This is a genomic window from Parasphingopyxis sp., assembly GCF_028279465.1.
Taxonomy (GTDB): Bacteria; Pseudomonadota; Alphaproteobacteria; order Sphingomonadales; family Sphingomonadaceae; genus Parasphingopyxis.
Genome location: NZ_JANQNS010000013.1, coordinates 18,456 through 42,139 on the forward strand (window position 1 = coordinate 18,456; position 23,684 = coordinate 42,139).

Here is a 23,684-nt window from a genome sequence, read left to right on the forward strand (position 1 = left end):
GCTCGCGCGTTCCTGATCCAATTCACTCACTCGCTTCTGTCGTCCGGCAGTTCCAGCCGGGCATAAAGGATGACGAAGGCCTGCGCCCAGGGATGGTCGTCGGTCATCGTCAGATGCACCTCCAGCCGGTGGCCGGGCGGGGTCAGCGCGTCAAGCCGCTTTTTCGCGCCGCCTGTGAGCGCCAGCGTCGGCGCGCCGCTCCGCGCGTTCACTACACCAATATCCTTCATGAACACACCCTGACGGAAACCGGTGCCCACGGCCTTGGAAAAGGCCTCTTTCGCGGCGAAGCGCTTGGCATAGGTGCCGGCGATGGTGAAGGGGCGGCGATTGGCTTTCGCGCGCTCGATCTCGGTAAAGACGCGCTGCTCGAACCGTGCACCGAACCGGTCGAGCGAGGCCTGAATACGCTCGATATTGCAGAGATCCGAGCCGATACCGATGATCAAAGGAAAAATCCTCCCCTGTAAGGGGAGGGGGACCGCGAAGCGGTGGAGGGGTATCCCGTTATCAGCGAAAGGGCTGTCTGTCCGAGACGGTGATACCCCTCCGTCAGTCCTGCGGGCTGCCACCTCCCCCCAAGGGGGAGGATTTCAAAATTGCAGAGATCGGAACCGATACCGCTGATCATGTTTCATTCTTTCCGATGCGATCGACGGGCTTCCCGAAAAGGTACCAAAGGACAGTTGTCAGTACCCTCACAGCAAACACTGCTCCACCCGCCATCACTATAGTATAGGAGAGGGGAGCTCGTATCCCCCCGTCCAGTTACCAATAACGATATTCCAAACGACCATAGCGGTAATGGCCATCGCAATTACGAAAAAAGCGATGCAGACAGCCATATGGACGACATATAGCGGATGATATTGGCGGATTTGCTCAATCATCGCGCCAGATCCATTAGTTCGCGCATCCGTTTCACGCTCGTTTCGAGACCGGTGAATATCGCCTCGCCCATAAGGAAATGGCCGATGTTCAACTCCGCGATCTGCGGGATCGCCGCTATGGGCCCGACATTGTCATAGGTCAGGCCGTGCCCGGCATGCGGTTCGATGCCGTTCTTGGCCGCCAATGCGGCGGCATCGGCGATGCGGCGCAGTTCGGTCGCCCGCTCCTCGCCATCGAGATGCGCATAGCGGCCGGTATGGAATTCGACGACCGGTGCGCCGAGGCGCAGCGCAGCTTCGACCTGTGCGGGATCGGGTTCGATAAACAGGCTGACGCGGATATTGGCGTTTTTGAGTTCGCGCACGAACGGCGCGAGATGATTGTGTCCGCCGGCCGCGTCGAGACCGCCTTCGGTCGTGCGTTCCTCGCGCTTTTCGGGGACGATGCAGGCGGCATGCGGCGTATGGCGCAGGGCGATGTCCAGCATCTCGTCGGTCGCCGCCATTTCGAGGTTGAGCGGGATGGTCAGCGCTTCGCTCAGCCGGTCGATATCGCCGTCGGTGATATGCCGCCGGTCCTCGCGCAGATGCGCAGTGATGCCGTCCGCGCCCGCGTCCGCCGCCTGTTCCGCCGCGCGCACCGGATCGGGATGATCGCCGCCACGCGCGTTCCGGATCGTCGCGACATGATCGATATTCACGCCGAGGCGCAGATGATGGGCGGTCATTCGGCGGTCTCCGGGCAGGCGGCGATCGAGAGCAGTTCGAAGGCAAAGCCGCGCTCGCGCGCGACATGGCCGAGCGGAAACTCGGCTTCGCTGCGGTTGGTGAACATCATGACGACCATGTCGCGCTCCGGCAGGATATAGTTGCGGCCTTGCACCCCGCCTATCGCGCCGGGCCGTTCGACCAGCTTTTGCGGTGTCGCGCATCCGGCAAGCGGCGCGGGAAACACCCATTGGCCGAGCGCCGCATAGCCGATTGCGGGATCGCCGGTCCACATCTCATCGCGCGCGGCGGGATCGAGCAGTTCGCCGCGCATCAGCGCCCGGTCGAACGCCCAGAGATCGAATATCGACCCGTTCATGCCGCCCGCGCCGCCATAGCTGGCGAGGCGCACCGGCGGCTCGGCGGCGCCGAACTGGAAACCGGGCACGGTCTCGCCGCCCGCCGGGAACAGCGCGGGCGCGCCCGGCAACCGATCGGCGATCAGCATGTCGAGAGATTGCCCGGTCACCCGTTCGAGCAGGCGGCCGAGAATGATGAAATTGCAATTGCTGTAATGATATCCGGCCCCGGGCGCCGCGCGCGATGGGCCCGTGCAATAGGCCTCGATCGCCGCATTGCCGCCGAAATCCGGTCCGTAAAAGGCCGGCAGGCCGTTGGGCAGGGTGGCGCTATCTTCCGGGTCGGGCAGGCCGGACATATGCTGCAGCAGATGACGCACGGTGATCCGGTCGCGTTCGGCATTGGCGAAATCGAGCCAGTAGCGGCCGATCGGCGCATCGAGATCGATGCGGCCGGCTGCGGTCTCCTGCATGGTGAGCGTCGCGACCAGCTGCTTGGTGATCGACGCCCAGCGCCAACGCGCGGTCAGCTGATGCGGTTCGCCGCTGCCGGGCCGCACCTCGCCGAAGCTGCGCGCATACAGAATCGTATCGCCGCGCGAGACGAGGATAACGCCGTTGAAATTCTGCGCTTCGGCCAGCGCGCCGATCCGCGCTGGCTCGATCGCCTGTGCCGGTGGGATTGCGAACAGGCCGCACAGCAGCGCCAGGGCGGCGAGCGCCCGGCGCATTACTTCGCCCGGCTGCCGGGTTTTTCGGCCGGGATCGCGGCCAGCTCCTCGGGCAGATCGTCCGGGTCATAGACCGGGAAATCGAGCGACAGCAGCGGGAAGAAAGGTATGCCGAGATCGGCCGTGCCATTGGAGCGGTCGACCAGAGCGGCCTCGGCGACAACTTCGCCGCCCGCATTGATCACCGCGGTGATCGCTTCGCGCGAGGAGAGGCCGGTGGTCACCACATCCTCGACCATCAACACCTTCTGCCCGCGCTCCAGCCCAAAGCCGCGCCGCAGTTCGAACGTGCCTTCGGGCCGTTCGAGGAACATGGCGTCGATGCCGAGCGCCCGGCCCATCTCATGGCCGATGATCACACCGCCCATGGCCGGCGATACGACCACGTCGATGTCGCTGCGAACTTCGCGCGGCAGGCGGGCGGCAAGCGTGGAGGCGAGGCGCGAGGCGCGCATCGGGTCCATCAATACGCGCGCGCATTGGAGGTAGCGCGCGCTGCGCTTGCCCGATGAGAGAATGAAATGGCCTTCGAGAAGCGCCTGGGCCGCCCGGAATTCGGAAAGAATATCGTCGTCGGTCATAATGCGCACCACCGCCTTTCGTCCGGCGGCACATAGGCGGCGGGGGCGATAGCTTCAACCCGATGCTGCGACGCAAGAATTTCCCGAAAGTGAAGCTTGAGGCCTGCAAATCCCGGCTCTATATAACGCGCAAGTTTCACTATTATGTGAACTGTTTGAACCGCTCCCCGAGCGGAACCTGTGGGGATAAAATGCGTATTCTGACGAACTTGATGCTGGCCGCCGGTTTGGCCGTGGCTTCGCTTTCCGTAACGTCGGCGGTGAGTGCCGCCGCGCCGCAACCGGAACTCGCGCCGGCGCCGCAAACCGAGCTCGCACCCGCGCCGGGCACTGAAACCGAAGCGGCCGAGTCGGCTGAAGCCGAAGTGCCGGCCTTCGAACATGCGCCGGCCGTGGAAGGGTTCGGCATGCCGACCGGAGCGATGGGCATCCAGGATCAGGTGTCCGAAGTCGGTCACCAGGCCCGCTGGTTCCACGATGCGCTGCTGATGCCGATCATCACGGCGATTTCGCTGTTCGTGCTGGCGCTACTCCTCTGGATCATCGTACGCTATAATCGCCGCCGCAATCCGACCCCGTCCAAGACGACGCACAACACGACGCTGGAAGTGATCTGGACGCTCGTTCCGGTGCTCATCCTTGTTGTCATCGCCGTGCCGTCGATCAGTCTCTTGCAGGCGCAGTATAATCTGCCTGAGGGCGAGACGGTGACGGTGAAGATCACGGGCAACCAGTGGAACTGGACCTATGAATATCCCGATCATGGCGACATTCTGCTCGTTTCGAACATGCTGGAGGAAGAGGGCGAGCAGGCCGAAGGCGCGCGGTTCCGCACCGATGCGGATGGCCCGCGCCTGCTGGCGGTTGACGAGCGCATGGTCATTCCGGCAGGCGTCAATATCCGCTTCCTCGTGACCGCGTCTGACGTGCTGCACAGCTTCGCGGTACCGGCCTTCTGGACGAAGATCGATGCCGTGCCCGGCCGCCTCAACGAAGGCTGGACCCGGGTCGATCAGGAAGGCGTCTATTTCGGCCAATGCTCCGAACTATGCGGCGTCCGCCACGGCTATATGCCGATCGCGGTCGAAGTCGTCTCGCCCGAACGGTTCGAGCAATGGGTGCTCGCCAATGGTGGGACGATGCCCGGAAGTGAGGAAGAGGCCGCCGAAGAGGCACCCGCCGAAGCCGATACCGAAACGGCCGAAGACGCCGAAGAAATTGCCGCGGCCCGCTCCGCGCGCGCAGCCAGTTAAGGGGCCGCAAGAATGACCGATACCGCAGCCACTCCCTCCCATTTCGAAGCCGCAGGTCAGGACGAGGCGCATCACGACGCCGATCACAAGCCCGGCTTTTTCGTCCGCTGGTTCATGTCGACGAACCATAAGGATATCGGCACGCTCTACCTGATCTTCGCGATCGTCGCCGGCATCATCGGTGGCGCGCTTTCGGGCATGATGCGCATGGAGCTCGCCGAGCCGGGCATCCAGTATCTCGCCCAATGGGCCGGCGAAGAGGGCAATGCCGCGCTCCACTTCTGGAATGTGATGATCACCGCGCACGGCCTGATCATGGTCTTCTTCATGGTCATGCCCGCGATGATCGGCGGATTCGGCAACTGGTTCGTGCCGCTGATGATCGGCGCGCCGGACATGGCCTTCCCGCGGATGAACAATATCAGCTTCTGGCTGCTCGTTCCCGCTTTCCTGCTGCTTTTCGGCTCGATGTTCGTGCCTGGCGGCATGGCGGATGGCGCGGGCGTCGGCTGGACGGTCTATGCGCCGCTATCGACATCGGGGGCCGTCGGCCCGGCGGTCGACATGGCGATCCTGTCGCTGCACCTTGCCGGTGCATCCTCGATCCTCGGCGCGATCAACTTCATCACGACGATCTTCAACATGCGCGCGCCGGGCATGACCCTGCATAAAATGCCGCTGTTCGTCTGGTCGGTGCTGGTGACGGCGTTCCTGCTGCTGCTCGCGCTGCCGGTGCTCGCTGCCGCGATCACGATGCTGCTGACGGACCGCAATTTCGGCACGACCTTCTTCGATGCGGCCGGCGGCGGCGATCCGCTGCTCTACCAGCATCTGTTCTGGTTCTTCGGCCATCCCGAGGTTTACATCATGATCCTGCCGGGCTTCGGCATGGTCAGCCAGATCGTCGCGACGTTCAGTAAGAAGCCCGTCTTCGGCTATCTCGGCATGGCCTATGCCATGGTCGCGATCGGCGTGGTCGGCTTCGTCGTCTGGGCGCACCACATGTTCACCGTGGGGCTCTCCTTGAATATGAAGCTCTACTTCACCGCGGCGACGATGGTGATCGCGGTGCCGACCGGCATCAAGATCTTCAGCTGGATTGCGACCATGTGGGGCGGTTCGGTGAGCTTCAAGACGCCGATGGTCTGGTCGATGGGCTTCATCTTCATGTTCACGGTCGGTGGCGTCACGGGCGTCGTGCTCGCCAATGGCGGCTTCACCAACTATGTGCATGACACCTATTATGTCGTCGCGCACTTCCACTATGTGCTGTCGCTCGGCGCCGTCTTCGCGATCTTCGCGGGCTGGTATTACTGGTTCGGCAAGATGTTCGGGAAGATGTATAACGAGTTTCTCGGCCAAGTGCATTTCTGGCTCTTCTTCATCGGCGTGAACGTGCTGTTCTTCCCGATGCACTTCCTGGGGCTGGACGGCATGCCGCGGCGCTATCCCGATTATGTGGACAGCCAGACCTATTGGAACGATATCGCGACCTATGGCTATCTGATCATGGCCGTTGGCATGCTGGTATTCTTCGTCAACATGATCTGGTCGCTGGTGGCCGGCAAGAAGGCGGACGACAATTATTGGGGCGAGGGTGCAACCACGCTCGAATGGACGCTGTCGAGCCCGCCGCCATACCACCAGTTCAACAAGCTGCCGAAGGTCGACTAGGAACTAGGCCGCCACCCGCATCGCCGGGTGGCGGACCCGGATGGAATTGATGAACACACGGACCGCCTCTGTCCCCGCCCGTACCTCGACGGGCCATGTCATCGCCGATTGGCGCGATTTCTACGCGCTGACCAAGCCCGGCGTGATGAAGCTCGTCGTGTTCACCGGGCTCGCCGGGATGCTGGCCGCGCCGACCCAACTGCATCCCGTCCTCGCCTTCACCGCCATTCTCGCGATTGCGCTCGCGCATGGCGCGGCGGCGACGCTGAACCAATGGTATGAAGCTGATATCGACGCGGTGATGAAGCGAACGGCGGACCGCCCGATCCCCGCCGGACGGATGGACCGGGAGACCGCGCTCCAGTTCGGCGTCGGGCTCGGCGTCTTCTCCGTCATGCTGATGGGCATCGCCGCCAACTGGCTGGCCGCCGCGACGCTTGCCGCCGCGATCCTCTTCTACGTGGTCATCTACACGATCTGGCTCAAGCGCCGCACGCCGCAGAATATCGTGATCGGCGGGGCCGCGGGCGCTTTCCCGCCGCTGATCGGCTGGGCCGCGGCGACCGGCGATATTACGCTGATGCCGATCCTGCTCTTCACGCTGATCTTCCTGTGGACGCCGCCGCATTTCTGGGCGCTGAGCCTGTTCGTGAACGCGGATTATGCGCGCGCCGGCGTGCCGATGATGACGGTGGTCGCGGGCACGCGCTCCACGCGCCGGCAGATGCTGGCCTACACGATCCCGATGGCGGCCGTCGCCATCGCGCCCTGGCCACTCGGCCTGGCCGGCGCGATCTACGGCGTGACGGCCACCGCACTGAGCCTCGTCTTCCTCGCGCTGGCGATTGCGGTAGTCCGCAACCCGTCCGAAAAGACCGCGCATATGGTGCCCGAGAAGCGGCTGTTCCTCTTCTCGATCCTCTATCTCTTCGCCCTGTTCGGCGCGCTCGTCGTCGATGCATGGGCGCCGACGATCCTCGCGATAGGAGCCGGCTCATGACCCCCGACGACGAAGATCTGATCCGCAGCCGCCAGAAGAGCCGCGCGCTCGTCACCGCGCTGATTCTCGGCGGACTGGCCCTGCTCTTCTATCTGATCACCATCGCCAAGCTGCTGGTGGCCTCATGAACCTCGCACTCCAACAGAAGAACCGGCGCAGCGCCACCATGGCGGTGCTGCTCGTCGCCGGGATGATCGCGCTCGGCTTCGCGTCCGTGCCGCTCTATCGCATCTTCTGTCAGGTCACGGGTTTCGGCGGCACGACCCAGCGGGTCGAAGCGATGTCGAGCGATGTGGCCGCGACGGGGCGCATGGTCACCGTGCGGTTCGATTCCAACACGGCCCGCGATCTTCCTTGGAATTTCGCGCCGGAGCGTAACACCGAAACCGTCCAGATCGGCGAGCGCGCGCTCGCTTTCTACCGGGCGGAAAATATGGGTACGCGCCCGGTTACCGGCACCGCGACGTTCAACGTCACGCCGCTCGAGGCGGGCCGCTATTTCAACAAGATTCAGTGCTTCTGCTTCGAGCGCCAGACGCTCGCGCCGGGCCAGGATATCCGCATGCCGGTCACCTATTTCGTCGATCCGGCGATCCTCGACGATCCCGATATCGGCGATGTCGAGGAAATCACCCTCTCTTATACTTTCTACCCCGTGGACGATCAGGCATCCTAGGGCTAGAGAGCTGACCGTAACGCTTCACTAAAGGGATTCGAGCGCAATGGCTGGAGCCGCCCCCGAACATGACTATCATCTGGTAAACCCCAGTATCTGGCCGTTGATCGGCGCATTTACGGCGCTGGCCATGGCCGCGGGCGGCATCATGTGGATGCACGATATGCCCTATGGCAGTCTCGTCTTCTTCGCGGGCACCATCGGCGTGCTTTTCACCATGTTCGCCTGGTGGGCCGAAGTGATCCGCGAAGCGAATGGCGGCGATCATACGCCGGTCGTGCAGCTTCATCTGCGCTACGGCATGATCCTGTTCATCGCCTCGGAAGTCATGTTCTTTGTTGGCTGGTTCTGGGCCTTTTTCAACGGCGCGCTGTTCCCGGCCGAAGTGATTGGCGGCACCTGGCCGCCAGAAGGCATCGAGGTGCTCGATCCTTTCACCTATCCGCTCCTGAACACGCTGATTCTGCTCTGCTCTGGCACCACGGTCACCTGGGCGCACCATTCGCTGCTCAACGGCGACCGGGACGGCTTCAAGGCTGGGCTGTGGCTGACGATCCTGCTCGGCATATTGTTCAGCGCGATCCAGGTCTATGAATATGGCCATGCCGCTTTCGATTTCTCGGGCAATATCTATGGCGCGACCTTCTACATGGCGACCGGCTTCCATGGTTTCCACGTTATCGTCGGCACCATCTTCCTCGCCGTCTGCCTGTTGCGCGCCTATCGCGGCGATTTTACGCCGAAACAGCATTTCGGCTTCGAAGCGGCGGCCTGGTATTGGCACTTTGTCGATGTCGTCTGGCTGTTCCTCTTCGTCGCCATCTATGTCTGGGGCGGCGCGGGCGCCGAGATCCACTAGCCGGCCAGGGTTCGCACGATGAGCGAGCCCACGCCCCTGCAATCCGGCATTTACGGCGCCTGTCCGCAATGCGGCGCGCATACGCTGTTCGATGGTCCCGTTCATTTCGCGGATCGCTGCCGCGCCTGCGGGCTCGATTATCGCAGCTTCAATGTCGGTGACGGCCCGGCGGCGTTCCTGACGCTGATTATCGGCGCTCTCGTCGTCGCGCTCGCGATCGGGGTCGAGCTTTCGATCCGGCCGCCCTTCTGGATTCATGTCCTGCTCTGGGTGCCGTTTACGGCGGCGGCCGTCGTCTTCGGATTGCGGGTCGCGAAGGGCGTGCTGCTCTCGCTCGAATATCGCCGGGATGCGCATGAGGGGCAGTTGAAGGACGATGCGCCCGGAGACGGGGAATGAGGTTCCCGCTGATCCCAACCACGCTCGTGCTCGCCGCCGTCGCGACGATGATCGCGCTCGGCGTCTGGCAGCTTCAACGGAAAGCCGAAAAGGAGGCGCTTCTCGAAACCTATCGCGCCGCGATGGAGATGCCGCCCATCGCCTGGCCCGAAACGCCGGACGAAGATCTGCTCTATCGGCGCGCGACGGGCTTTTGCGTCGAACCGATGCGTTGGCGTGCCACGGCCGGGCAGAATCGCGACGGGGAAACCGGCTGGCAACATATCGCCTCCTGCCGGACGGGCGGCGGCGAAGGGCCGGGGATGCAGGCCGTGATGGGCTGGTCGCGCTCGATCGATTCGCCAGAGGACTGGGCGGGCGGCGAGGTGACGGGCATCATCACGCTCGATGCAGACCATGGCCTGCGGCTCGTATCGGAGAATGCCGCGCCGGGGTTGGAACCGGTAGCGCGTCCTTCGGCCGAGGATATTCCGAACAATCATCTGCTCTACGCAATCCAGTGGTTCTTCTTCGCGCTGGCGGCGGCGGTTATCTATCTGCTGGCGTTGCGCCGCCGGTTGCGCGACTGACGCGCCCCGGCTAACCCCCGCCCGTCATGCACTATATCAGCACACGCGGCAGCGCTCCGGCGCTTGATTTCGAAGGGGCGACGCTGGCCGGGCTCGCGTCCGATGGCGGGCTCTATATGCCCGAAAGCTGGCCGCGTTTTTCGCGCGAGGATATCGCCGCGCTCGCCGGTCTCTCCTATGCCGAAACCGCGGTTCGCGTGCTGGCGCCTTTCGTCGGTAACGCGCTGAGCGAAGCGGAGCTGCGCGGCCTGTGCGAGACGGCTTATGGGCGTTTTTCCCATGCGGCCGTCACGCCGCTGGTGCAGCTTGACGCGCAGCACTGGCTGCTCGAACTGTTTCACGGGCCGACGCTCGCCTTCAAGGATGTGGCGCTGCAACTGCTCGGACTTCTGTTCGAGCGGTTCCTGACGGACAGCGACAGCCATCTGACGGTAATCGGCGCGACGTCGGGCGATACGGGTTCGGCCGCGATCGACGCGCTGGCCGGGCGCGACAAGGTCGATATCTTCATGCTGCATCCCAAGGGCCGCGTGTCCGAGGTGCAGCGGCGGCAGATGACGACGGTGCTCGCGCCGAACGTCCATAACATCGCGATTGAGGGCAGTTTCGACGACGCCCAGCGCCTCGTCAAAGCCATGTTCGGCGATGCGCAGTTCGCGGGTCGCTTTACGCTGTCGGCGGTCAATTCGATCAACTGGGCCCGGCTCGCGGCGCAAATCGTCTATTATTTCTATGCCGCTGTCCGGCTGGGTGCGCCGGAGCGCAAGGTGGCGTTTTCCGTGCCCACCGGCAATTTCGGCGATGTGTTTGCCGGCTATGCCGCCGCGCAGATGGGGCTGCCGGTCGAGCGGCTGATCGTCGCGACCAATATCAACGATATCCTGCACCGCGCGATGGTCGCCGGCGACTATTCGGTCGGCGAGCTGACGCCGACCGCCGCGCCCTCGATGGACATCCAGGTCAGCTCCAATTTCGAGCGGTTGCTGTTCGACATGTACGATCGCGACGGCGAAATGCTGGCTTCCGTCATGCGGAGCTTCGAACAGAGCCGTGCGCTCCGGCTCGATGATCGCGCGCATACGCGGATCGGCGAGCTGTTCAGTTCGGCGCGCATCGACAATGACGCAATGGCGCTGGCGATGCGGCAGGCGGCCGAGAATATGGGCGAGGTCATCGACCCGCACACGGCGATCGGCCTCTCCGCGGCGATGGCGGCCGATCTGCCGGCCGATATACCCGTCGTGACACTGGCGACGGCCCATCCGGCGAAGTTCCGCGATGCCGTGGAGCGCGCGACCGGCCATCGTCCGTTGCTACCCCCGCGCGTTTCGGGCCTGTTCGAACGCGAGGAGCGGTACGAAACACTGCCCGGCGAACTACAGGCCGTCGAAGCCTATATCGCCGAGCGCGCGACGGAATCGTGACGCTCAAAACGCTGATCGCGGAGCCCTGGCCGGACTATGGCCTTGTCGATTCGGGCCATGGCCGCAAACTCGAACGCTATGGCCGCTTCCGCTTCATCCGGCCCGAACCGCAGGCCATGTGGGCGCCCGCATCGGAGAATTGGCGCGCGGACGGCGAATTCGTCCCGGCGTCCGACGCGGATGGCGGCGGGCGCTGGCATCTCGACGGCGGCGTACCCGACGAAGGCTGGCCGCTCGGCTGGGAAGATGTCCGCTTCCAGGCGCAATGCACGCCCTTCCGCCATCTCGCTTTCTTTCCGGATATGGCGTCGCACTGGAGCTGGATGCGGGAGAGGGCCGAGGAGGGCAGCGAAGCGCTCAATCTCTTCGGCTATACGGGCGTCGGCAGTCTCGCGCTGGCGGCCAAAGGCGCGAAGGTCACCCATGTCGATGCGTCGAAGAAATCGGTCGAGGCAGGGAAGGCGAATGCCGCGCTGTCGGGCCTGTCGGACGCGCCGATCCGCTGGCTTGTCGACGATGCGGCCAAATTCGCCGCGCGCGAGGTACGGCGCGAGCGGCGCTATGACGGGATCATGCTCGATCCGCCCAAATGGGGCAGGGGGCCGAAGAAGGAGCTGTGGCAGCTCGAAGAGGGATTGCCTGGGCTGATGGCGGATTGCGCGAAGCTGCTCGATGCCGACAGCCGCTTCCTCGTCCTCACCGTCTATGCGGTCCGCATGTCCGCGCTCGCGATCGGCGAGCTTGTCGCGCAATCGCTGGCGCATCTCGGCGGCACGGTCGAATGCGGCGAGATGGCGGTCCGCGAAGAGGCGCGCGGCCTGACCTTGCCGACCGCGATCTTCGCCCGCTGGGAACGCTAGCGTCCTGTAACGGGACAGGCGGCCCGCCGGACTCCACAAGATCGCGGTCCCCGTTCATGGTTAACCGATGGTTACCCGAGTCGTTTTCGCCGCAGCGCTGCTCTGCGCCACGTCGCCGCTGGCCGCCCAGCAGCTGCCCTATATCCTCGGCAACCTCACCGGCATCCCGGAGGCTGCGCCGCCGCCGACCCCGCTTCTCCCGCCAACGCCAGAGCCCGAACCGCGTGGCCCCCAGATCGCCTATGATGTCAGCAGCCTGCTCTACAATCGCACGCCCGACTATCTGGCGCTCGGTTACGATCTGGAGGGGCTGACCGGCAGCGTCGCGACGCACCGCGTGATCCGCGATTATGGGCCGCTCGATTATGAGTTTGAGGGACTGGTCCGGGCGAACGATCTTCGCGGCGGAGCGGCGACACGCGCCGGCGATTGAGTTTGTCAGAATTTCCCTATCGGGAAATCGCGGCAGCGGGGTTTATTTGTCAGAACATTGCTCTCGCAATGTCGCGGCACCAGCCCACTCCCCCTCCCGACCTCCCATGAGTGTACCCTGTGGGAGGTCGGGAGGGGGAGTGGGCTGGTGCCGCGATTTTTCCGCGCAGGAAAAATTCTGACGAAAAAACCTGCCGCGCTCGACCGTTAGGTCGAGTCTGACAAAAAGCTCCTAATCCCGCATGGCGCGGATCGCCGCGCCCGTCGCAAACGGCGCTACCGCCACCAGCAGCAACGCCGCCGCGCCGAGCAACGCAAAAGCCCCCCGCTGCAGGTCGTCGAGCGCCCCGGCGCCGAAGATCAGCACCGGCACCGCCAGCGGCAGCATCAGCAGCCCCGCCAGCGCCCCGCCGCTCTGCAGGCCCGCGACCAGCGCGCTCACCGTCACCGCCAGCGCGGCAAGGCCGAGACTGCCGAGCGCGAGACCCGCCTCCAGCTTCAAGAGGCCATCCATGTCCATGTTGAGCATCGCCGAAGCCGGCAGCGCAGCCAGCATCAGCGGCGGGCCGAAGCCGATCCAGTGCGCGCCGATCTTGGCGACCGCGACGACTTCCTCGCTGATCCCGCGCACCGCATATTGATCGAGAACGCCCGCATCGCGGTCCGGCGCGATCAGCCGGTCGATGGGCATCAGCGCGGCGAGAAGCGCCGCCGTCCACAGCGCCCCGCCGCCGACCCGGCCGAGCACTGTCGGATCGGGGCCGATGGCGAAGGGAAAGAGCGTTGCGACGAGCAGGAAGAAGATCAGCGGCAATAGCCAGCCCGAGCCGGTAAAGCTGCGCCGCAGATCGCGGCGCGCGATGGCGAAGAGCGCGCTCATCCGGCCGCTCCAATCGTCATCTCTACCGCGTCGGGCAAGGCCAGTGGCTGATGGGTCGCGGCGATAACGATCCCGCCGCTTGCGCGATGGTCTGCGATGGCGCTTTCCAGCCGCCCGCGCGCTTCGGTGTCGAGGCCATTGGCCGGTTCGTCGAGCAGCCAGATCTCCGCGCCGCTGCCGATGACGCGCGCGAGCCCCGCACGCTTCAACTGGCCGGTCGAGAGCATCCGTATGGGCACTTCGGCGAGCGGCGCCAGGCCCATCGCCGCCAGCCCGGTCGCAACCTCCGCCGCGCCCCCGCCATCGATCCGCGCCCAGTAGAGCAGAGCCCGTTCGAGCGGCAATTCGCGGTCCAGCGCGGGCTCGATAGCGCCGAACGCGAGCCGGCCGTCCATCTCGACGCGCCCGGCCTCCGGCCGCAGCAGCCCGGCGATCAGCCGCAAAAGGCTCGTCTTCCCCGCGCCGTTCGGCCCGGTCACCAGCGCCGCGCCGCCCGCGTCCAAAGTGAGGTCCAGCCCCGAAAACAGCAGCCGGTCGCCGCGCACACAGCCCAATGCCTCAAGGGACAGCCGGGCGCTCAATCCGCTTCGTCTTCCAGCGCGTGCATGTCGTCGTCCGACAGGCCGAAATGATGGCCGACTTCGTGGATCAGCACATGATGGACGAGCCGCTCGATGCTGATCCCGCGATCGGCCGCCTCGGCCAGGATCGGCTGGCGGTAGAGATGGATCATGTCGGGCAGGTCGCTCGGGTCGGAGATGCTCTTCTCGCCGATCGGCCGGCCCGTATAAAGGCCGGACAGCTCCATCGGATGGGTGAGGCCGACGGCTTTCAGCGATTCCGGATCGGCATATTCCTCGACGCGCAGCACGACATTGCCCATCTGCTCGCGAAACTCGGCCGGCAGGCTCTCCATCGAGCGCCGCGCCATCGCCTCCATCGCGTCGGCGTCGGGAATGGGGTCGGAAAGGCTTTCGTCGAACCGCATAGTGCGGCAGATAGGATGCCGGGCGGAACAAGGGAAGAGACGGAAGGACGAAGGCGATGACCGAGAGACTGAGCGATAGCGAGCGGACCGCGGCCCTGGCGGCGCTGGACGGCTGGGACCATGATGCGGAGTGCGACGCGATATCGAAACGCTTCGAATTCGCCGATTTCAGCGAAGCCTTCGCCTTTATGAGCCGCGCCGCGCTGCTCGCGGAAAAAATGGACCACCATCCCGAATGGTTCAACGTCTACAACAAGGTCGATGTGACCCTGACGACGCATGATGCCGATGGGCTGAGCGAGAAGGATGTGGAGATGGCCAAGGCGATGGAGGGCTTTGCAGGGTAGGTTGCCCCTATTTCAGGGATAGCTAGATCAGGATTTTTGCAATCAGCCAGACGCACAAGCCACATACGGTCAATCTTGCTAAGATGGACCATAAGTATCGACGGCCATCTCTTATAAACTGAGCTTCATAGTAAATAATAAGAAGATTCCACGCTATGAAGGATGAAACAAGTATCAATATTACTATAGTTGAAATGCTCACTAGTAATATTCCGATTGTATCGAACGGCCGGTGTTAGTTTCCCGCGTGCGCGGGAATGACAAGCGTTCTGCCTCAATCCTCCACCGTCCGCGCCATGCCGAGGCTTTTGCGCAGCCGGTTCGGGGTCCAGCGCGCGGCGAAGGCGAGTTTCTTCGCCGTCTTGCCGACCGTCGTGTGGACCTTCTCGCCATGGACGGCAATCCAGGCGGCTTCGGCGACTTCGCTGACCGGTGTGATCTCCAGCCCCGCGTCGGCGATCATGTCGCGCACCGAGCTGTTGCCGCCGGTGAGCGGGCCATCGAGGATCGGCGTTTCGATGAAGCTCGGCATCAGGTCGCGCACCCGGATGCCATAGGGGCGGAACTCGATATCGAGCCCCTCGGTCAGCGCGCGGACCGCGAATTTGGTGCCGCTATACACGACGAGGCCCGCGGCGCCGTAGATGCCCGCCGCCGAGCTCGTGTTGAGGACGCAGCTGTCGGGCGTGTTGCGCAGCATCTCGAACGCCGCGCGCGTCCCGTCGATCACGCCGGTGAAATTGATCGCGATCGTCTTGTCGATATCTTCGTCGGACATTTCCTGCAGCGGCCCGCCGATACCGATGCCAGCATTGTTGAAGAGCACGTCCATCCGTCCGCCCGTGCGCTCGCCGAACGCTTCGATGACCTGTTTCCACTGCGCGCGGTCGGTCACGTCGAGATGATGGATCGAAAACTGGCCCTGCTGCATCCCGGCCGCGGTCTCTTCCATCCCCGCATCGTTGATATCGGCCAGGCCGACAAACCAGCCGCGCTCGCCGAAATAGTGCGCGACCGCGCGCCCGATGCCCGACGCCGCGCCGGTGATGAAAATACTCTGTGTGGTCATATGTCTGCCTCGCCCGTTTTTATGCGTACCTTACAGCGGCTCGGGCCGCCCGGTGCAAATAATTTCTCCCGCGCGCTACCGCACCGCCTGTTGACCCATGGTGCCAAGGCCGCGATGCTCGCGCGCGATGGAGAGGAAGAACGGCCCGGCGGTCCGCTTTGACGGCATAGCCAAGAGTTTCGATGACGGGGCCAGCTTCGCCGTCGCCGCGCTCGATCTGGAGATTGCGGGCGGCTTATTCGTCGCGCTGGTCGGCGAATCGGGGTCGGGCAAATCGACGTTGCTCAAGACGATCAACCGGCTCGTCGAACCGAGCGCCGGGAGCGTCTCGATCGGCGGCGAACCCGTTGACGGGCAGGACCCGGCCGATCTGCGCCGGCATATCGGCTATGTCTTTCAGAATATTGGATTATTTCCGCATATGACGGTTGCGGAGAATATCATGATCATTCCCCGTATCGGTGTAAACGAAACCGTCAACCAGGTGCCCGAACTGCTCGATCTGGTCGGCCTGCCCGAGGAGGTCGCCGACCGCCTGCCGAGCGAATTGTCGGGCGGGCAGCAGCAACGGGTCGGGGTGGCGCGCGCTCTAGCCGGAGAGCCGGGCTTGATGCTGATGGACGAACCGTTCGGCGCGCTCGATCCGGTAACCCGCGATCAGCTCGGCGAGGCCTATCGCGCGCTGCATGACGAACTCGGCCTGACGACGATCATGGTGACGCACGATATGGCCGAAGCGTTGCTGATCGCCGACCGTATCCTTGTGATGAGCGCCGGCCGCATCGTCGCCGATTGCTCGCCCCAGGCCCTGCTGGCGGGCGAGGGGGGCGAGGAAGCGAGCGCGCTGATCGCCGTGCCCAAGGGGCAGATGGCGAAGCTCCGGCGGCTGGAGGAGGGGGCGTGAATCCCCGTCTTCAGGAAGCACTGGAACAGGTGCCACTGCTGCTCGCCGATCATGTTCTGCTATCAGCGGCGGCGCTGTTGCTCGGGCTCGCAGTCGCGCTGCCGCTGGCTGTGGGTGCGTCGCGCAACCTGCGCTTGCGGCGGATCGCGCTTGGCGCGGCGAGTCTGGTGCAGACCATACCCGGACTCGCCTTGCTGGCGCTTTTCTATCCGCTGTTGCTCGCGCTCAATTCGCTGTTCGCGCCGGTTGGGCTTGCGCTGCCGGCGCTCGGTTTTCTGCCGGCGTTGCTGGCGCTGGCGCTCTACGCCGTGCTGCCGATCCTGCGCAATGCGGTGACCGGTATTGTCGGGATCGATCCGGCGATTATCGAGGCCGCTGATGGCGTCGGGATGACGCGGCGGCAGAAGTTGCGGCTCGTCGAAGCGCCGCTCGCCGCGCCGGTCGTGATGGCCGGTATCCGCACGGCGACGGTCTGGACGATCGGGGCCGCGACGCTCTCGACGACGGTCGGCCAGTCGAGCCTTGGCGATATGATCTTTGCCGGGCTCCAGACGCAGAACTGGACGCTCGTGCTTGTCGGCTGCCTCGCGGCGGCGGCGCTGGCGCTGACCGCGGACGCGCTGCTCGGCCTTATCGAAGCGGGGATCGCGCAGCGCAGCCGCTGGCGGATCGGGGGCGGGCTGATCGCGCTGGCCGCCGGCGTCGTGCTGGCGCTGGCGCCGTTCGCGGCGAGCGGATCGCGCGACGATGTCGTGACGATCGGCGCCAAGGGGTTCAGCGAGCAATATATTCTCGCGCGCCTGATCGGTAACCGGCTCGAGGCGGCGGGTTATACGGTGCGCTATCGCGATGGGCTCGGCTCGGCGGTCGCGTTCGAGGCACTCGCGAGCGGCGATGTCGATGTCTATGTCGAATATACGGGCACGTTATGGACCAATGCGATGCGGCGCACGGACAATCCGCCGCGCGACGAGATGCTGGCCGAGCTCAGCGATTGGGCGGCCGATACGCGCGGCGCGCTGCTGCTCGGGCGGCTCGGCTTCGAGAATACCTATGCCTTCGCCGTCACCCAGGAAACGGCCCGGCGCTACGAAATGGAGAGCCTGGGCGATCTTGCCGCCGTCGCGCCGCGGCTGACCATGGGCACCGATGTCGAATTTCTGAACCGCCCCGAATGGGCGACGATCCGTGATGCCTACGGCCTCGCGTTCGAAGACGCCCAGTCCTACCAGCCGACCTTCATGTACCGGGCCGTCGAAAGTGGGCGCGCGGACGTCATCACGGCCTTTTCGTCGGACGGGCGGATTGCGGCGAGCAATCTCTTCGTGCTCACCGATCCGCGCGGCGCGATCCCCAACTATGATGCGGTGCTGATGGTCGCGCCCGGGCGGGTCGGCGAAGATCGCTTTATCGCCGCGCTCGAACCGCTGCTCGATGCAATTCCCGTCGAGGCGATGCGCGAGGCCAATTACATGGTCGATCGCGACGCGGACAAAGCGAGTCCCGCCGAAGCCGCCGCCTGGCTCGAGCGCGAAACCGGGATTGTGCCCTAGCCCGGAAATCGCAGGTGGAAATATTCCCGCGCGGCATCGCGCCGTATCGCCTGAACCAGATCGTCGCGTTGGCGGCGGTCCTGTACCCGTGTCAGCATCGCGCGATTCTCGGCCGCCCGCTCCTCCAAAGACATTTGCAGGCGATAGGGCGTCGGCATGGTGATCACGCCGATCTCGTGCCGCGTGGCGCATCGGATGCCGTCGAGGCGCAGAAATTTCCGCCACATGAACAGGTCGGTCCAAATGTCTTCGGGCGCTGGCGACCAGCCCTCTTCGAGCCGATGATAGGCCGTCCGGCGATAGCCGCAGGCCGATGGCCCGAAAAAGTTGAAGCGCTTTTCGAGCATGCGGGTCCGCGTCTTTTCATGTCCCAGATCGAAGCCATAGGTGAGAAAGCGGCCATCGGGTTCGGCGAGCACCTGCAGCAGATTGCCGAAATCCGCATGGGCGAGCAGCCGGCGCATCTGGGCGAGAAAATCGGGCATCCACATATCATCGTCGGCGATCTGGCAGATGAACCGGCCGCGGCTTTCCTGCTCTATGATCTGCCCGCGATAGGCCTCGCCATGGCGTTCGCCTTTCGGAAAGGCGCGTACCGCTATCCGGGCGTCGGTCTGCGCCAGCTCTTCGGCCTTCGTCACGGTGGCTGCGGGCGCGCCGTCGCACAGGATGAATAGCTCGAAGGATTGTTCATGCTGCGCCAATACGCTTTCGACGGCGATGGGCAGCATGTGCGGCGGCCGGTGGATCGGCAGCAATATCGTGAAGACCGGTGCAGTCTGCTCGGTTGCCATGGGCCCGCTAGCCGACCATCGCGTCGATTTCGGCAAGCCGCTCCACGATGATGCATCCTTTTTCCGCACCCGCAAGCGGCGGCGGACCGCCTTTGATATGATCCACAAAGCCCTGAATTTCGGTGAGCAACGGCATGGTATCGGCAAATGCGATCGTTTCGACGTCGCCGCCCGGCGCTGCAACGGGATTGCGGCGGACGAACAGGCTGGTGTCATAACCGCCGCGTAATTCCAAGATGCCCTGTTCGCCGATTGCGGTGACCCGGCGCAGATGTTCGGCGCTGCAGACGCCGATATCGAGCGTCACCGTCGGTCCGCCTTCCGTTTTGAGTACCGCCGTGCAGCCCAGATCGGGCTGCGCCGCGACGATCGCCTCCGCGCTGTCCAATGGTGGCACTGTGCCGAGGATATGATCGGCTATGGACAGGTCATGCGGCGCGAGAATCCAGAAGGGCGAGACGTCGGCATAGCTATGCCCGCTGCTCCAGCGCTGGAAGCGCAGCCCGAGCAGCGTTCCGATCGTCCCGGCCGCGATCTCGGCGCGCATCGCTTCGACGCCGGAATGGTAGCGCCATTTGTCCATGACAAAGACTTTGCCGGTATCGGCTTCGCGTATCTTCCGCGCGCCCGCGACATCGGCCGTCATCGGCTTTTCGACGAAGATCGGTTTACCGAATGGCATGAGTGCGAGCACGATCTCGGAATGGGTCTTGGTTGGTGTCACCACGACATAGCCGTCCACCTCGGGCAGGTCTTGCCAGTGATCGACGATGGACGCGGCGCCGGTTTCCTCGGCGATGCCGCGATGTGCCGGATTGCGGCAGGCGACATGGACGCGTGCCCCGCAGGCGATCAGATCGCGCAGAACCAGTTTCCCCCAGCGCCCGCAACCGACGAGGCCGATGACGACATCGCTCATTCGGCAAATCCGGCGGCGTCGATCATTTCGTCCAGCGTGCCGGCCTGCTGATCCCGTTCGGACAGGATCGGATCCGTGCAGGGCCAGTCGATGGAGAGCCCCTCGTCATTCCATTGGCAGCCATATTCATCGGTGCCGTCAAAGGCGATGTCGACACCATAGACGTGGATCGAGGGCTTGCGGAAATAGAAGCCATGGGCGACCCCGACAGGGATGCCGACGATGGCCGGGCGTCCCGCGTCGATAGTCAACAGGATCGCTGTGCCGTGCGTATCGGAATCGGGCCGTAAGTCCTGCAGACCGAGCAAAAGCTCGCCTTCGATGACGGTCAGCGAATCTTCATGCCGTCCATGGAGATGCACGCCGCGCAGCACATTCGGCACGGAGCGCACCATATTCCATTGCTTGGGGGGTATCTTGCCGAGCTGCCAGGATTCACGGAAAATCTCGGTCAGCTCTCCCCGGCTATCCATGTGCGTCGTCAGCGCGCGGCACTTCAGACCTGCGATGGGCATATCGTCCGAGTCGGCCAAATCTTGAGCGTTGAGCATTTACAAAACCTATCATGTCATAGTCGGAAACCGAACTGCACTTTTGGTCAGGCCCGGCTGCCGGGACGCCGATCTAGCTGGTGTTCCGTTCGCGTTCGGCGATCCGGTCGATCTTGGCGTGGAGCGATTTGATCTCATCCATGATCGCGTCGCGCTCGGCGGTCTCGGCTTCCTCCTGGCTCTCATGCATCGCATTGACGATGATAGCGATGAACAGGTTGAGCACGACGAAGGAGGTGATGAGGATAAACGGCACGAAGAATGTCCAGGCCATCGGATAGACCTCCATCACGGGCCGCACGATGCCCATCGACCAGCTTTCGAGCGTCATGATCTGGAACAGCGAATAGAGCGAGGCGCCGATCGACCCGAACCATTCGGGGAAGCGTTCGCCGAACAATTTGGTCGCCATGACCGAGAAGATGTAGAAGATCAGGATCAGCAGCAGAATGACCGAGCCCATGGCCGGGATCGCCGACAATAGCCCCTGCACGACCTGCCGCATTTTCGGAATGATCGATATGAGCCGCAGCACGCGCAGGATGCGCAGCGCGCGCAGCACGGAAAATTCCCGGCTGGCAGGCACGAGCGCGGCGGCGACGATCACGAGATCGAACACGTTCCAGCCGCTCGTAAAGAAGCGGTGGCGATAGACGATCAGCTTGGCGACGATCTCCGCGACGAAGATCGCGATGGCCACGGTGTCGAGCATGCTCAACAGACCGCCATAATTCGCTTGCAGGCTCGGCACGGTTTCGAGCCCGATCACGATCGCGTTGATGATGATGACGGTCATTATCGCGGCGGTGAACCGCGGCGATTCGACGATCCGTTGGAGCCGATCGATCATGGCTATCCGTGGCCGAGCAGCAGCCAGGCGATATAGCCGAAATAGGCAAGGAGCATCAGGCCGCCCGTGATCCGGCCGAGATGCCGGCTGACCCAGAGCAGCACCATCAGCCCGACGGCGATGCCGAGCAGCAAGGGCAGATCCAGCGTGACGAAAGACGCCGGCACACCGCCATTGGCGGCGATCGCCGTAACGCCGCCGATGCCGAGGATATTGTAGATGTTCGACCCGACCACATTGCCGAAGGCGATCTCGCCCTCCTTGCGCAGCGCCGCCATGACCGAGGTGACGAGTTCGGGCAGAGATGTGCCGATGGCGACGATGGTGAGGCCGATCACGGCTTCGGAAAGGCCCGCGATGCGCGCGAGATCGATCGACCCCATGACGAGGAAACGGCCGCCCATGATCACCCCGGCAAGGCCGAGGACGGTGAAGAGGATGGGTTTGCCCCAACCGTTGAATACCTCGTGGATGCGCGGATCGGCGCCCTCGAAGGCTGCGCTCCTGTCATAGGCCGCACCATGATCGTCGGCATGCGATTTCTCGTGAAAATAGGCCATGACGATATAGGTGACGAGCAGCATGAGCAGCAGCACGCCGGTGGCGATATTGACCCAGCCGAAGGTCGCGAGCCCGACAAGCAGCGCCGTCGCGCCGAGCGCCACGCCGGCATCGCGGGTTACGGCCCGGCCCGTCACGGTAAACGGCGCCACCAAAGCCGCCGCGCCCAGGATGAGCAGCGTATTGGCGATGTTCGAGCCGACGACATTACCCCAGGCGATGCCCGGCGCCCCGGCGAGCGTGGCTTCCAGGCTCGTTACGAGTTCGGGCATCGATGTGCCGAAGCCGAGGATCACGATCCCGACGATCAGTGGCGCGACGCCGGCGCGTTCCGCCACGCCGACGGCGCCCCGGACCAGCACCTCACCGCCGACGATCAACAGGATCAAGCCGCCGACAATGGCCAAGAGAATGAGCATGAACGTGAAATATCCCGGTGATGCGGTTTTTAGCTGGGCGATGTAGTGGGCCGGTGAACCCGTTACAGGCCCGGTCTATAGAATATCGCGCTTGGGGCCGATAGGCTTTTTCGATTCTTGCCGGACATAGTTATGCGAGCTGCGACCGGGCCTCGGCCTGGATATGCTCGGCGATCGCGCGATAGGCGGGCGCATAGGCCGCGCCCTCGCGCCAGCTGGCGGCGATCGCGCGGTTCGCCGTCCAATCATCGACATTGAGGACCTTGACGCCGGCCTGGCCGCCGACTTCCGACTGGATATAGAATTCGGGCAGGATCGAAAGCCCGAGGCCCGATCCCGTCATCTGGCGCAGGCTGTCGAGGCTCGTGCCTTCATAATCGCTGAGCAGTTCGAGGTTGAGTTCGCTGCAGATCGCCGTGACCTGGCGGTGAAAGCTGTGGCGGCGATCGAGGCTGAGCACGGTCTCGCCGGCGAGATCGGCGCGGGTGACGGTCGTGCGCGCCGATAGCGGATGATCGGCGGCGGCCACCATATAGAGCCGCTCGCTGAACAGGGGTTCGACATGGAGCGACGGGCCCTCGATCGGCATCGGCCCGAGCAGCATGTCGAGCGCGCCGCGTGAGAGTTCCATCGCCTGATCGTCGGGAATGCCCTCGCGGATATAGAGCCTGAGATCGGGCTGCTGCCGGTGAAGCGCCGCGACGATGGAAGGCATCAGATAGGGACCGAGCGTCGGGCTGACGCCGAAGCGCAGCGTGCCGGCCAGCTTCTCACCGGCCCGGTGCGCCATCGCCCTGAGCTCGCGCACTTCGACGAGAATTTTGCGCGCGCGCTCGACAAGCTCGCGGCCGATCGGGGTCAGTTCGGCGGTCGGGGCGCCGCGTTCGACGAGCACGACGCCGAGCCGATCCTCCAGCGTTCTGAGCTGCTGGCTCAGCGTCGGCTGGGAGACATGGACGGCCTGGGCGGCGCGTCCGAAATGCTGATTGTCGGCGATCGCGACGAGATATTCGAGCTGGCGAAGCGTCGGCATGGCCTGGGTAGTCCTGTATAGATAAATGCTATGACTAAGGTGAGTAGCATTCGATTGGATCGATTGCAACGTCGGACATAGGTTATATGCGTAATGATAAGGAAGAACGCCATGAAACGCCGGTTTTACAGTTTGACCGCAAGGCATCGCGCACTGGATGCGCGGATCGACGCCAGCCGTTCGGTACGTGACCATTCTCCCGACATCGCGCATCTCAAAAGGATGCGGCTTGCCATAAAGGATGAGATTCAGGGCTTGCATAACGCCGGCTCGCGCCCCGCCGCGTAACAGTCTCCTGTTCCCTCCCTGGGTGGCGCGCCGATGCCCCCTCTAACGGCGCGCCACCCCTTTCTATTTGGGCGCTCCGCGTCCACACATGACCGTCAGATTCGCACAAACCG

Annotated in this window: 28 protein-coding genes and 1 pseudogene; 15 read left to right on the forward strand and 14 right to left on the reverse strand. The window is 64.0% G+C overall.

The window, feature by feature from the left end; genetic code table 11:
• Nucleotides 1–26: 26 nt before the first annotated feature.
• The 4 genes from acpS to pyrE form a co-directional block, all read right to left on the reverse strand.
• Nucleotides 27–449 carry a holo-ACP synthase gene (gene acpS, locus Q0974_RS06715; protein ID WP_299324110.1) on the reverse strand — a complete coding sequence of 141 codons (423 nt, stop codon included), beginning with the start codon at nucleotides 447–449 and terminating at the stop codon, nucleotides 27–29.
• A gap of 437 nt (nucleotides 450–886) precedes the next feature.
• Nucleotides 887–1,618, reverse strand: a complete 732-nt coding sequence (locus tag Q0974_RS06720) for a pyridoxine 5'-phosphate synthase (RefSeq protein ID WP_299324111.1) — start codon at nucleotides 1,616–1,618, stop codon at nucleotides 887–889.
• Nucleotides 1,615–2,688: a serine hydrolase gene (locus Q0974_RS06725; RefSeq protein WP_299324113.1), complete on the reverse strand. Its 1,074-nt coding sequence runs from the start codon at nucleotides 2,686–2,688 to the stop codon at nucleotides 1,615–1,617. The genes Q0974_RS06720 and Q0974_RS06725 overlap by 4 nt, the downstream gene beginning before the upstream one ends.
• Nucleotides 2,688–3,269, reverse strand: coding sequence for an orotate phosphoribosyltransferase (gene pyrE / locus Q0974_RS06730; protein WP_299324115.1), 582 nt, complete (start codon nucleotides 3,267–3,269; stop codon nucleotides 2,688–2,690). The genes Q0974_RS06725 and pyrE overlap by 1 nt, the downstream gene beginning before the upstream one ends.
• A 191-nt stretch (nucleotides 3,270–3,460) precedes the next feature.
• On the opposite strand from pyrE, the gene coxB reads away from it, so the two are divergent.
• The 11 genes from coxB to Q0974_RS06785 all read left to right on the forward strand — a co-directional run bounded on the left by coxB (nucleotide 3,461) and on the right by Q0974_RS06785 (nucleotide 12,416).
• A complete protein-coding gene (gene coxB, locus Q0974_RS06735; RefSeq protein WP_299324118.1) occupies nucleotides 3,461–4,522 on the forward strand; it encodes a cytochrome c oxidase subunit II in 1,062 nt (353 codons plus the stop codon).
• A 12-nt stretch (nucleotides 4,523–4,534) separates the two neighbouring features.
• Entirely contained in the window at nucleotides 4,535–6,196 is a 1,662-nt protein-coding gene (ctaD, locus tag Q0974_RS06740) for a cytochrome c oxidase subunit I (protein ID WP_299324120.1), read from the forward strand.
• 49 nt (nucleotides 6,197–6,245) lie between these two features.
• Nucleotides 6,246–7,196: a heme o synthase gene (locus tag Q0974_RS06745; RefSeq protein ID WP_299324123.1), complete on the forward strand. Its 951-nt coding sequence runs from the start codon at nucleotides 6,246–6,248 to the stop codon at nucleotides 7,194–7,196.
• On the forward strand, nucleotides 7,193–7,324 hold the full coding sequence (locus Q0974_RS06750; RefSeq protein ID WP_299324125.1) for a hypothetical protein: 132 nt from the start codon (nucleotides 7,193–7,195) through the stop codon (nucleotides 7,322–7,324). Before Q0974_RS06745 ends, Q0974_RS06750 begins: the two co-directional genes overlap by 4 nt.
• Nucleotides 7,321–7,872 (forward strand): cytochrome c oxidase assembly protein, encoded by a 552-nt coding sequence (locus Q0974_RS06755; RefSeq protein WP_299324127.1) that lies wholly within the window; start codon nucleotides 7,321–7,323, stop codon nucleotides 7,870–7,872. Before Q0974_RS06750 ends, Q0974_RS06755 begins: the two co-directional genes overlap by 4 nt.
• Nucleotides 7,873–7,918: 46 nt before the next feature.
• Nucleotides 7,919–8,731 carry a cytochrome c oxidase subunit 3 gene (locus Q0974_RS06760; RefSeq protein WP_299324129.1) on the forward strand — a complete coding sequence of 271 codons (813 nt, stop codon included), beginning with the start codon at nucleotides 7,919–7,921 and terminating at the stop codon, nucleotides 8,729–8,731.
• Nucleotides 8,732–8,749: 18 nt separating this feature from the next.
• On the forward strand, nucleotides 8,750–9,130 hold the full coding sequence (locus Q0974_RS06765) for a DUF983 domain-containing protein (protein WP_299324131.1): 381 nt from the start codon (nucleotides 8,750–8,752) through the stop codon (nucleotides 9,128–9,130).
• A complete protein-coding gene (locus Q0974_RS06770; RefSeq protein ID WP_299324133.1) occupies nucleotides 9,127–9,699 on the forward strand; it encodes an SURF1 family protein in 573 nt (190 codons plus the stop codon). The genes Q0974_RS06765 and Q0974_RS06770 overlap by 4 nt, the downstream gene beginning before the upstream one ends.
• 26 nt (nucleotides 9,700–9,725) lie before the next feature.
• Nucleotides 9,726–11,123 (forward strand): threonine synthase, encoded by a 1,398-nt coding sequence (gene thrC, locus Q0974_RS06775; RefSeq protein ID WP_299324136.1) that lies wholly within the window; start codon nucleotides 9,726–9,728, stop codon nucleotides 11,121–11,123.
• Nucleotides 11,120–11,983: a class I SAM-dependent methyltransferase gene (locus Q0974_RS06780; protein WP_299324139.1), complete on the forward strand. Its 864-nt coding sequence runs from the start codon at nucleotides 11,120–11,122 to the stop codon at nucleotides 11,981–11,983. Before thrC ends, Q0974_RS06780 begins: the two co-directional genes overlap by 4 nt.
• 67 nt (nucleotides 11,984–12,050) lie before the next feature.
• Complete coding sequence (locus Q0974_RS06785; protein WP_299324141.1) at nucleotides 12,051–12,416, forward strand: hypothetical protein; 366 nt, start codon at nucleotides 12,051–12,053, stop codon at nucleotides 12,414–12,416.
• 231 nt (nucleotides 12,417–12,647) lie between these two features.
• Here the strand turns inward: Q0974_RS06785 and Q0974_RS06790 are convergent, their stop codons facing one another.
• Genes Q0974_RS06790 through Q0974_RS06800 form a run of 3 tightly spaced genes read right to left on the reverse strand, consistent with a single transcriptional unit; the run spans nucleotide 12,648 to nucleotide 14,283 of the window.
• Nucleotides 12,648–13,295, reverse strand: coding sequence for a heme exporter protein CcmB (locus Q0974_RS06790; RefSeq protein WP_299324143.1), 648 nt, complete (start codon nucleotides 13,293–13,295; stop codon nucleotides 12,648–12,650).
• A complete protein-coding gene (ccmA, locus tag Q0974_RS06795) occupies nucleotides 13,292–13,876 on the reverse strand; it encodes a heme ABC exporter ATP-binding protein CcmA (protein WP_299324144.1) in 585 nt (194 codons plus the stop codon). The genes Q0974_RS06790 and ccmA overlap by 4 nt, the downstream gene beginning before the upstream one ends.
• Nucleotides 13,873–14,283, reverse strand: a complete 411-nt coding sequence (locus Q0974_RS06800; RefSeq protein WP_299324146.1) for a metallopeptidase family protein — start codon at nucleotides 14,281–14,283, stop codon at nucleotides 13,873–13,875. The genes ccmA and Q0974_RS06800 overlap by 4 nt, the downstream gene beginning before the upstream one ends.
• Nucleotides 14,284–14,336: 53 nt before the next feature.
• On the opposite strand from Q0974_RS06800, the pseudogene Q0974_RS06805 reads away from it, so the two are divergent.
• Nucleotides 14,337–14,630 (forward strand): annotated as a pseudogene (locus Q0974_RS06805) (4a-hydroxytetrahydrobiopterin dehydratase); the annotation flags it as partial.
• Between the two features lie 274 nt (nucleotides 14,631–14,904).
• On the opposite strand, the gene Q0974_RS06810 reads toward Q0974_RS06805, so the two are convergent.
• The gene (locus Q0974_RS06810; protein ID WP_299324148.1) at nucleotides 14,905–15,699 is read right to left on the reverse strand and encodes an SDR family oxidoreductase; all 795 of its coding nucleotides are present in this window, start codon (nucleotides 15,697–15,699) and stop codon (nucleotides 14,905–14,907) included.
• 127 nt (nucleotides 15,700–15,826) lie between these two features.
• On the opposite strand from Q0974_RS06810, the gene Q0974_RS06815 reads away from it, so the two are divergent.
• Both Q0974_RS06815 and Q0974_RS06820 read left to right on the forward strand, forming a co-directional pair.
• Nucleotides 15,827–16,603, forward strand: a complete 777-nt coding sequence (locus Q0974_RS06815) for an ATP-binding cassette domain-containing protein (protein WP_299324151.1) — start codon at nucleotides 15,827–15,829, stop codon at nucleotides 16,601–16,603.
• Nucleotides 16,600–18,156, forward strand: coding sequence for a glycine betaine ABC transporter substrate-binding protein (locus tag Q0974_RS06820; protein WP_299324154.1), 1,557 nt, complete (start codon nucleotides 16,600–16,602; stop codon nucleotides 18,154–18,156). The genes Q0974_RS06815 and Q0974_RS06820 overlap by 4 nt, the downstream gene beginning before the upstream one ends.
• Here Q0974_RS06820 and Q0974_RS06825 read toward each other — a convergent pair.
• From Q0974_RS06825 to Q0974_RS06850, 6 genes are all read right to left on the reverse strand, one after another.
• Entirely contained in the window at nucleotides 18,153–18,950 is a 798-nt protein-coding gene (locus tag Q0974_RS06825; RefSeq protein ID WP_299324156.1) for a glycosyltransferase, read from the reverse strand. The genes Q0974_RS06820 and Q0974_RS06825 overlap by 4 nt on opposite strands.
• 7 nt (nucleotides 18,951–18,957) lie before the next feature.
• Nucleotides 18,958–19,869, reverse strand: a complete 912-nt coding sequence (locus tag Q0974_RS06830; protein WP_299324159.1) for a Gfo/Idh/MocA family oxidoreductase — start codon at nucleotides 19,867–19,869, stop codon at nucleotides 18,958–18,960.
• On the reverse strand, nucleotides 19,866–20,384 hold the full coding sequence (locus Q0974_RS06835; RefSeq protein WP_299324161.1) for a dTDP-4-dehydrorhamnose 3,5-epimerase family protein: 519 nt from the start codon (nucleotides 20,382–20,384) through the stop codon (nucleotides 19,866–19,868). Before Q0974_RS06835 ends, Q0974_RS06830 begins: the two co-directional genes overlap by 4 nt.
• A 109-nt stretch (nucleotides 20,385–20,493) precedes the next feature.
• Nucleotides 20,494–21,270, reverse strand: coding sequence for an ion transporter (locus Q0974_RS06840; RefSeq protein ID WP_299324163.1), 777 nt, complete (start codon nucleotides 21,268–21,270; stop codon nucleotides 20,494–20,496).
• 2 nt (nucleotides 21,271–21,272) lie between these two features.
• Nucleotides 21,273–22,250 carry a calcium/sodium antiporter gene (locus Q0974_RS06845; RefSeq protein WP_299324164.1) on the reverse strand — a complete coding sequence of 326 codons (978 nt, stop codon included), beginning with the start codon at nucleotides 22,248–22,250 and terminating at the stop codon, nucleotides 21,273–21,275.
• A 130-nt stretch (nucleotides 22,251–22,380) separates the two neighbouring features.
• Nucleotides 22,381–23,283 carry a LysR substrate-binding domain-containing protein gene (locus tag Q0974_RS06850; protein WP_299324166.1) on the reverse strand — a complete coding sequence of 301 codons (903 nt, stop codon included), beginning with the start codon at nucleotides 23,281–23,283 and terminating at the stop codon, nucleotides 22,381–22,383.
• A gap of 111 nt (nucleotides 23,284–23,394) precedes the next feature.
• Here Q0974_RS06850 and Q0974_RS06855 point away from each other — a divergent pair, with 111 nt between their 5' ends.
• Nucleotides 23,395–23,571, forward strand: a complete 177-nt coding sequence (locus Q0974_RS06855) for a YdcH family protein (protein ID WP_299324167.1) — start codon at nucleotides 23,395–23,397, stop codon at nucleotides 23,569–23,571.
• Nucleotides 23,572–23,684 lie beyond the last annotated feature (113 nt).

Excerpts from the sequence above, each read along its gene's own strand:
- Q0974_RS06745 (WP_299324123.1), top strand. The coding sequence starts at position 6,246 with ATGAACACACGGACCGCCTCTGTCCCCGCCCGTACCTCGACGGGCCAT.
- Q0974_RS06765 (WP_299324131.1), top strand. The coding sequence starts at position 8,750 with ATGAGCGAGCCCACGCCCCTGCAATCCGGCATTTACGGCGCCTGTCCG.
- Q0974_RS06755 (WP_299324127.1), top strand. The coding sequence starts at position 7,321 with ATGAACCTCGCACTCCAACAGAAGAACCGGCGCAGCGCCACCATGGCG.
- Q0974_RS06835 (WP_299324161.1), bottom strand. The coding sequence starts at position 20,384 with ATGCCCATCGCAGGTCTGAAGTGCCGCGCGCTGACGACGCACATGGAT.
- Q0974_RS06850 (WP_299324166.1), bottom strand. The coding sequence starts at position 23,283 with ATGCCGACGCTTCGCCAGCTCGAATATCTCGTCGCGATCGCCGACAAT.
- coxB (WP_299324118.1), top strand. The coding sequence starts at position 3,461 with ATGCGTATTCTGACGAACTTGATGCTGGCCGCCGGTTTGGCCGTGGCT.
- pyrE (WP_299324115.1), bottom strand. The coding sequence starts at position 3,269 with ATGACCGACGACGATATTCTTTCCGAATTCCGGGCGGCCCAGGCGCTT.
- Q0974_RS06825 (WP_299324156.1), bottom strand. The coding sequence starts at position 18,950 with ATGGCAACCGAGCAGACTGCACCGGTCTTCACGATATTGCTGCCGATC.
- Q0974_RS06725 (WP_299324113.1), bottom strand. The coding sequence starts at position 2,688 with ATGCGCCGGGCGCTCGCCGCCCTGGCGCTGCTGTGCGGCCTGTTCGCA.
- Q0974_RS06855 (WP_299324167.1), top strand. The coding sequence starts at position 23,395 with ATGAAACGCCGGTTTTACAGTTTGACCGCAAGGCATCGCGCACTGGAT.
- Q0974_RS06790 (WP_299324143.1), bottom strand. The coding sequence starts at position 13,295 with ATGAGCGCGCTCTTCGCCATCGCGCGCCGCGATCTGCGGCGCAGCTTT.
- Q0974_RS06830 (WP_299324159.1), bottom strand. The coding sequence starts at position 19,869 with ATGAGCGATGTCGTCATCGGCCTCGTCGGTTGCGGGCGCTGGGGGAAA.
- Q0974_RS06815 (WP_299324151.1), top strand. The coding sequence starts at position 15,827 with ATGGAGAGGAAGAACGGCCCGGCGGTCCGCTTTGACGGCATAGCCAAG.
- Q0974_RS06810 (WP_299324148.1), bottom strand. The coding sequence starts at position 15,699 with ATGACCACACAGAGTATTTTCATCACCGGCGCGGCGTCGGGCATCGGG.
- Q0974_RS06840 (WP_299324163.1), bottom strand. The coding sequence starts at position 21,270 with ATGATCGATCGGCTCCAACGGATCGTCGAATCGCCGCGGTTCACCGCC.
- Q0974_RS06720 (WP_299324111.1), bottom strand. The coding sequence starts at position 1,618 with ATGACCGCCCATCATCTGCGCCTCGGCGTGAATATCGATCATGTCGCG.
- Q0974_RS06750 (WP_299324125.1), top strand. The coding sequence starts at position 7,193 with ATGACCCCCGACGACGAAGATCTGATCCGCAGCCGCCAGAAGAGCCGC.
- Q0974_RS06800 (WP_299324146.1), bottom strand. The coding sequence starts at position 14,283 with ATGCGGTTCGACGAAAGCCTTTCCGACCCCATTCCCGACGCCGACGCG.
- Q0974_RS06760 (WP_299324129.1), top strand. The coding sequence starts at position 7,919 with ATGGCTGGAGCCGCCCCCGAACATGACTATCATCTGGTAAACCCCAGT.
- Q0974_RS06770 (WP_299324133.1), top strand. The coding sequence starts at position 9,127 with ATGAGGTTCCCGCTGATCCCAACCACGCTCGTGCTCGCCGCCGTCGCG.
- ctaD (WP_299324120.1), top strand. The coding sequence starts at position 4,535 with ATGACCGATACCGCAGCCACTCCCTCCCATTTCGAAGCCGCAGGTCAG.
- Q0974_RS06845 (WP_299324164.1), bottom strand. The coding sequence starts at position 22,250 with ATGCTCATTCTCTTGGCCATTGTCGGCGGCTTGATCCTGTTGATCGTC.
- Q0974_RS06785 (WP_299324141.1), top strand. The coding sequence starts at position 12,051 with ATGGTTACCCGAGTCGTTTTCGCCGCAGCGCTGCTCTGCGCCACGTCG.
- thrC (WP_299324136.1), top strand. The coding sequence starts at position 9,726 with ATGCACTATATCAGCACACGCGGCAGCGCTCCGGCGCTTGATTTCGAA.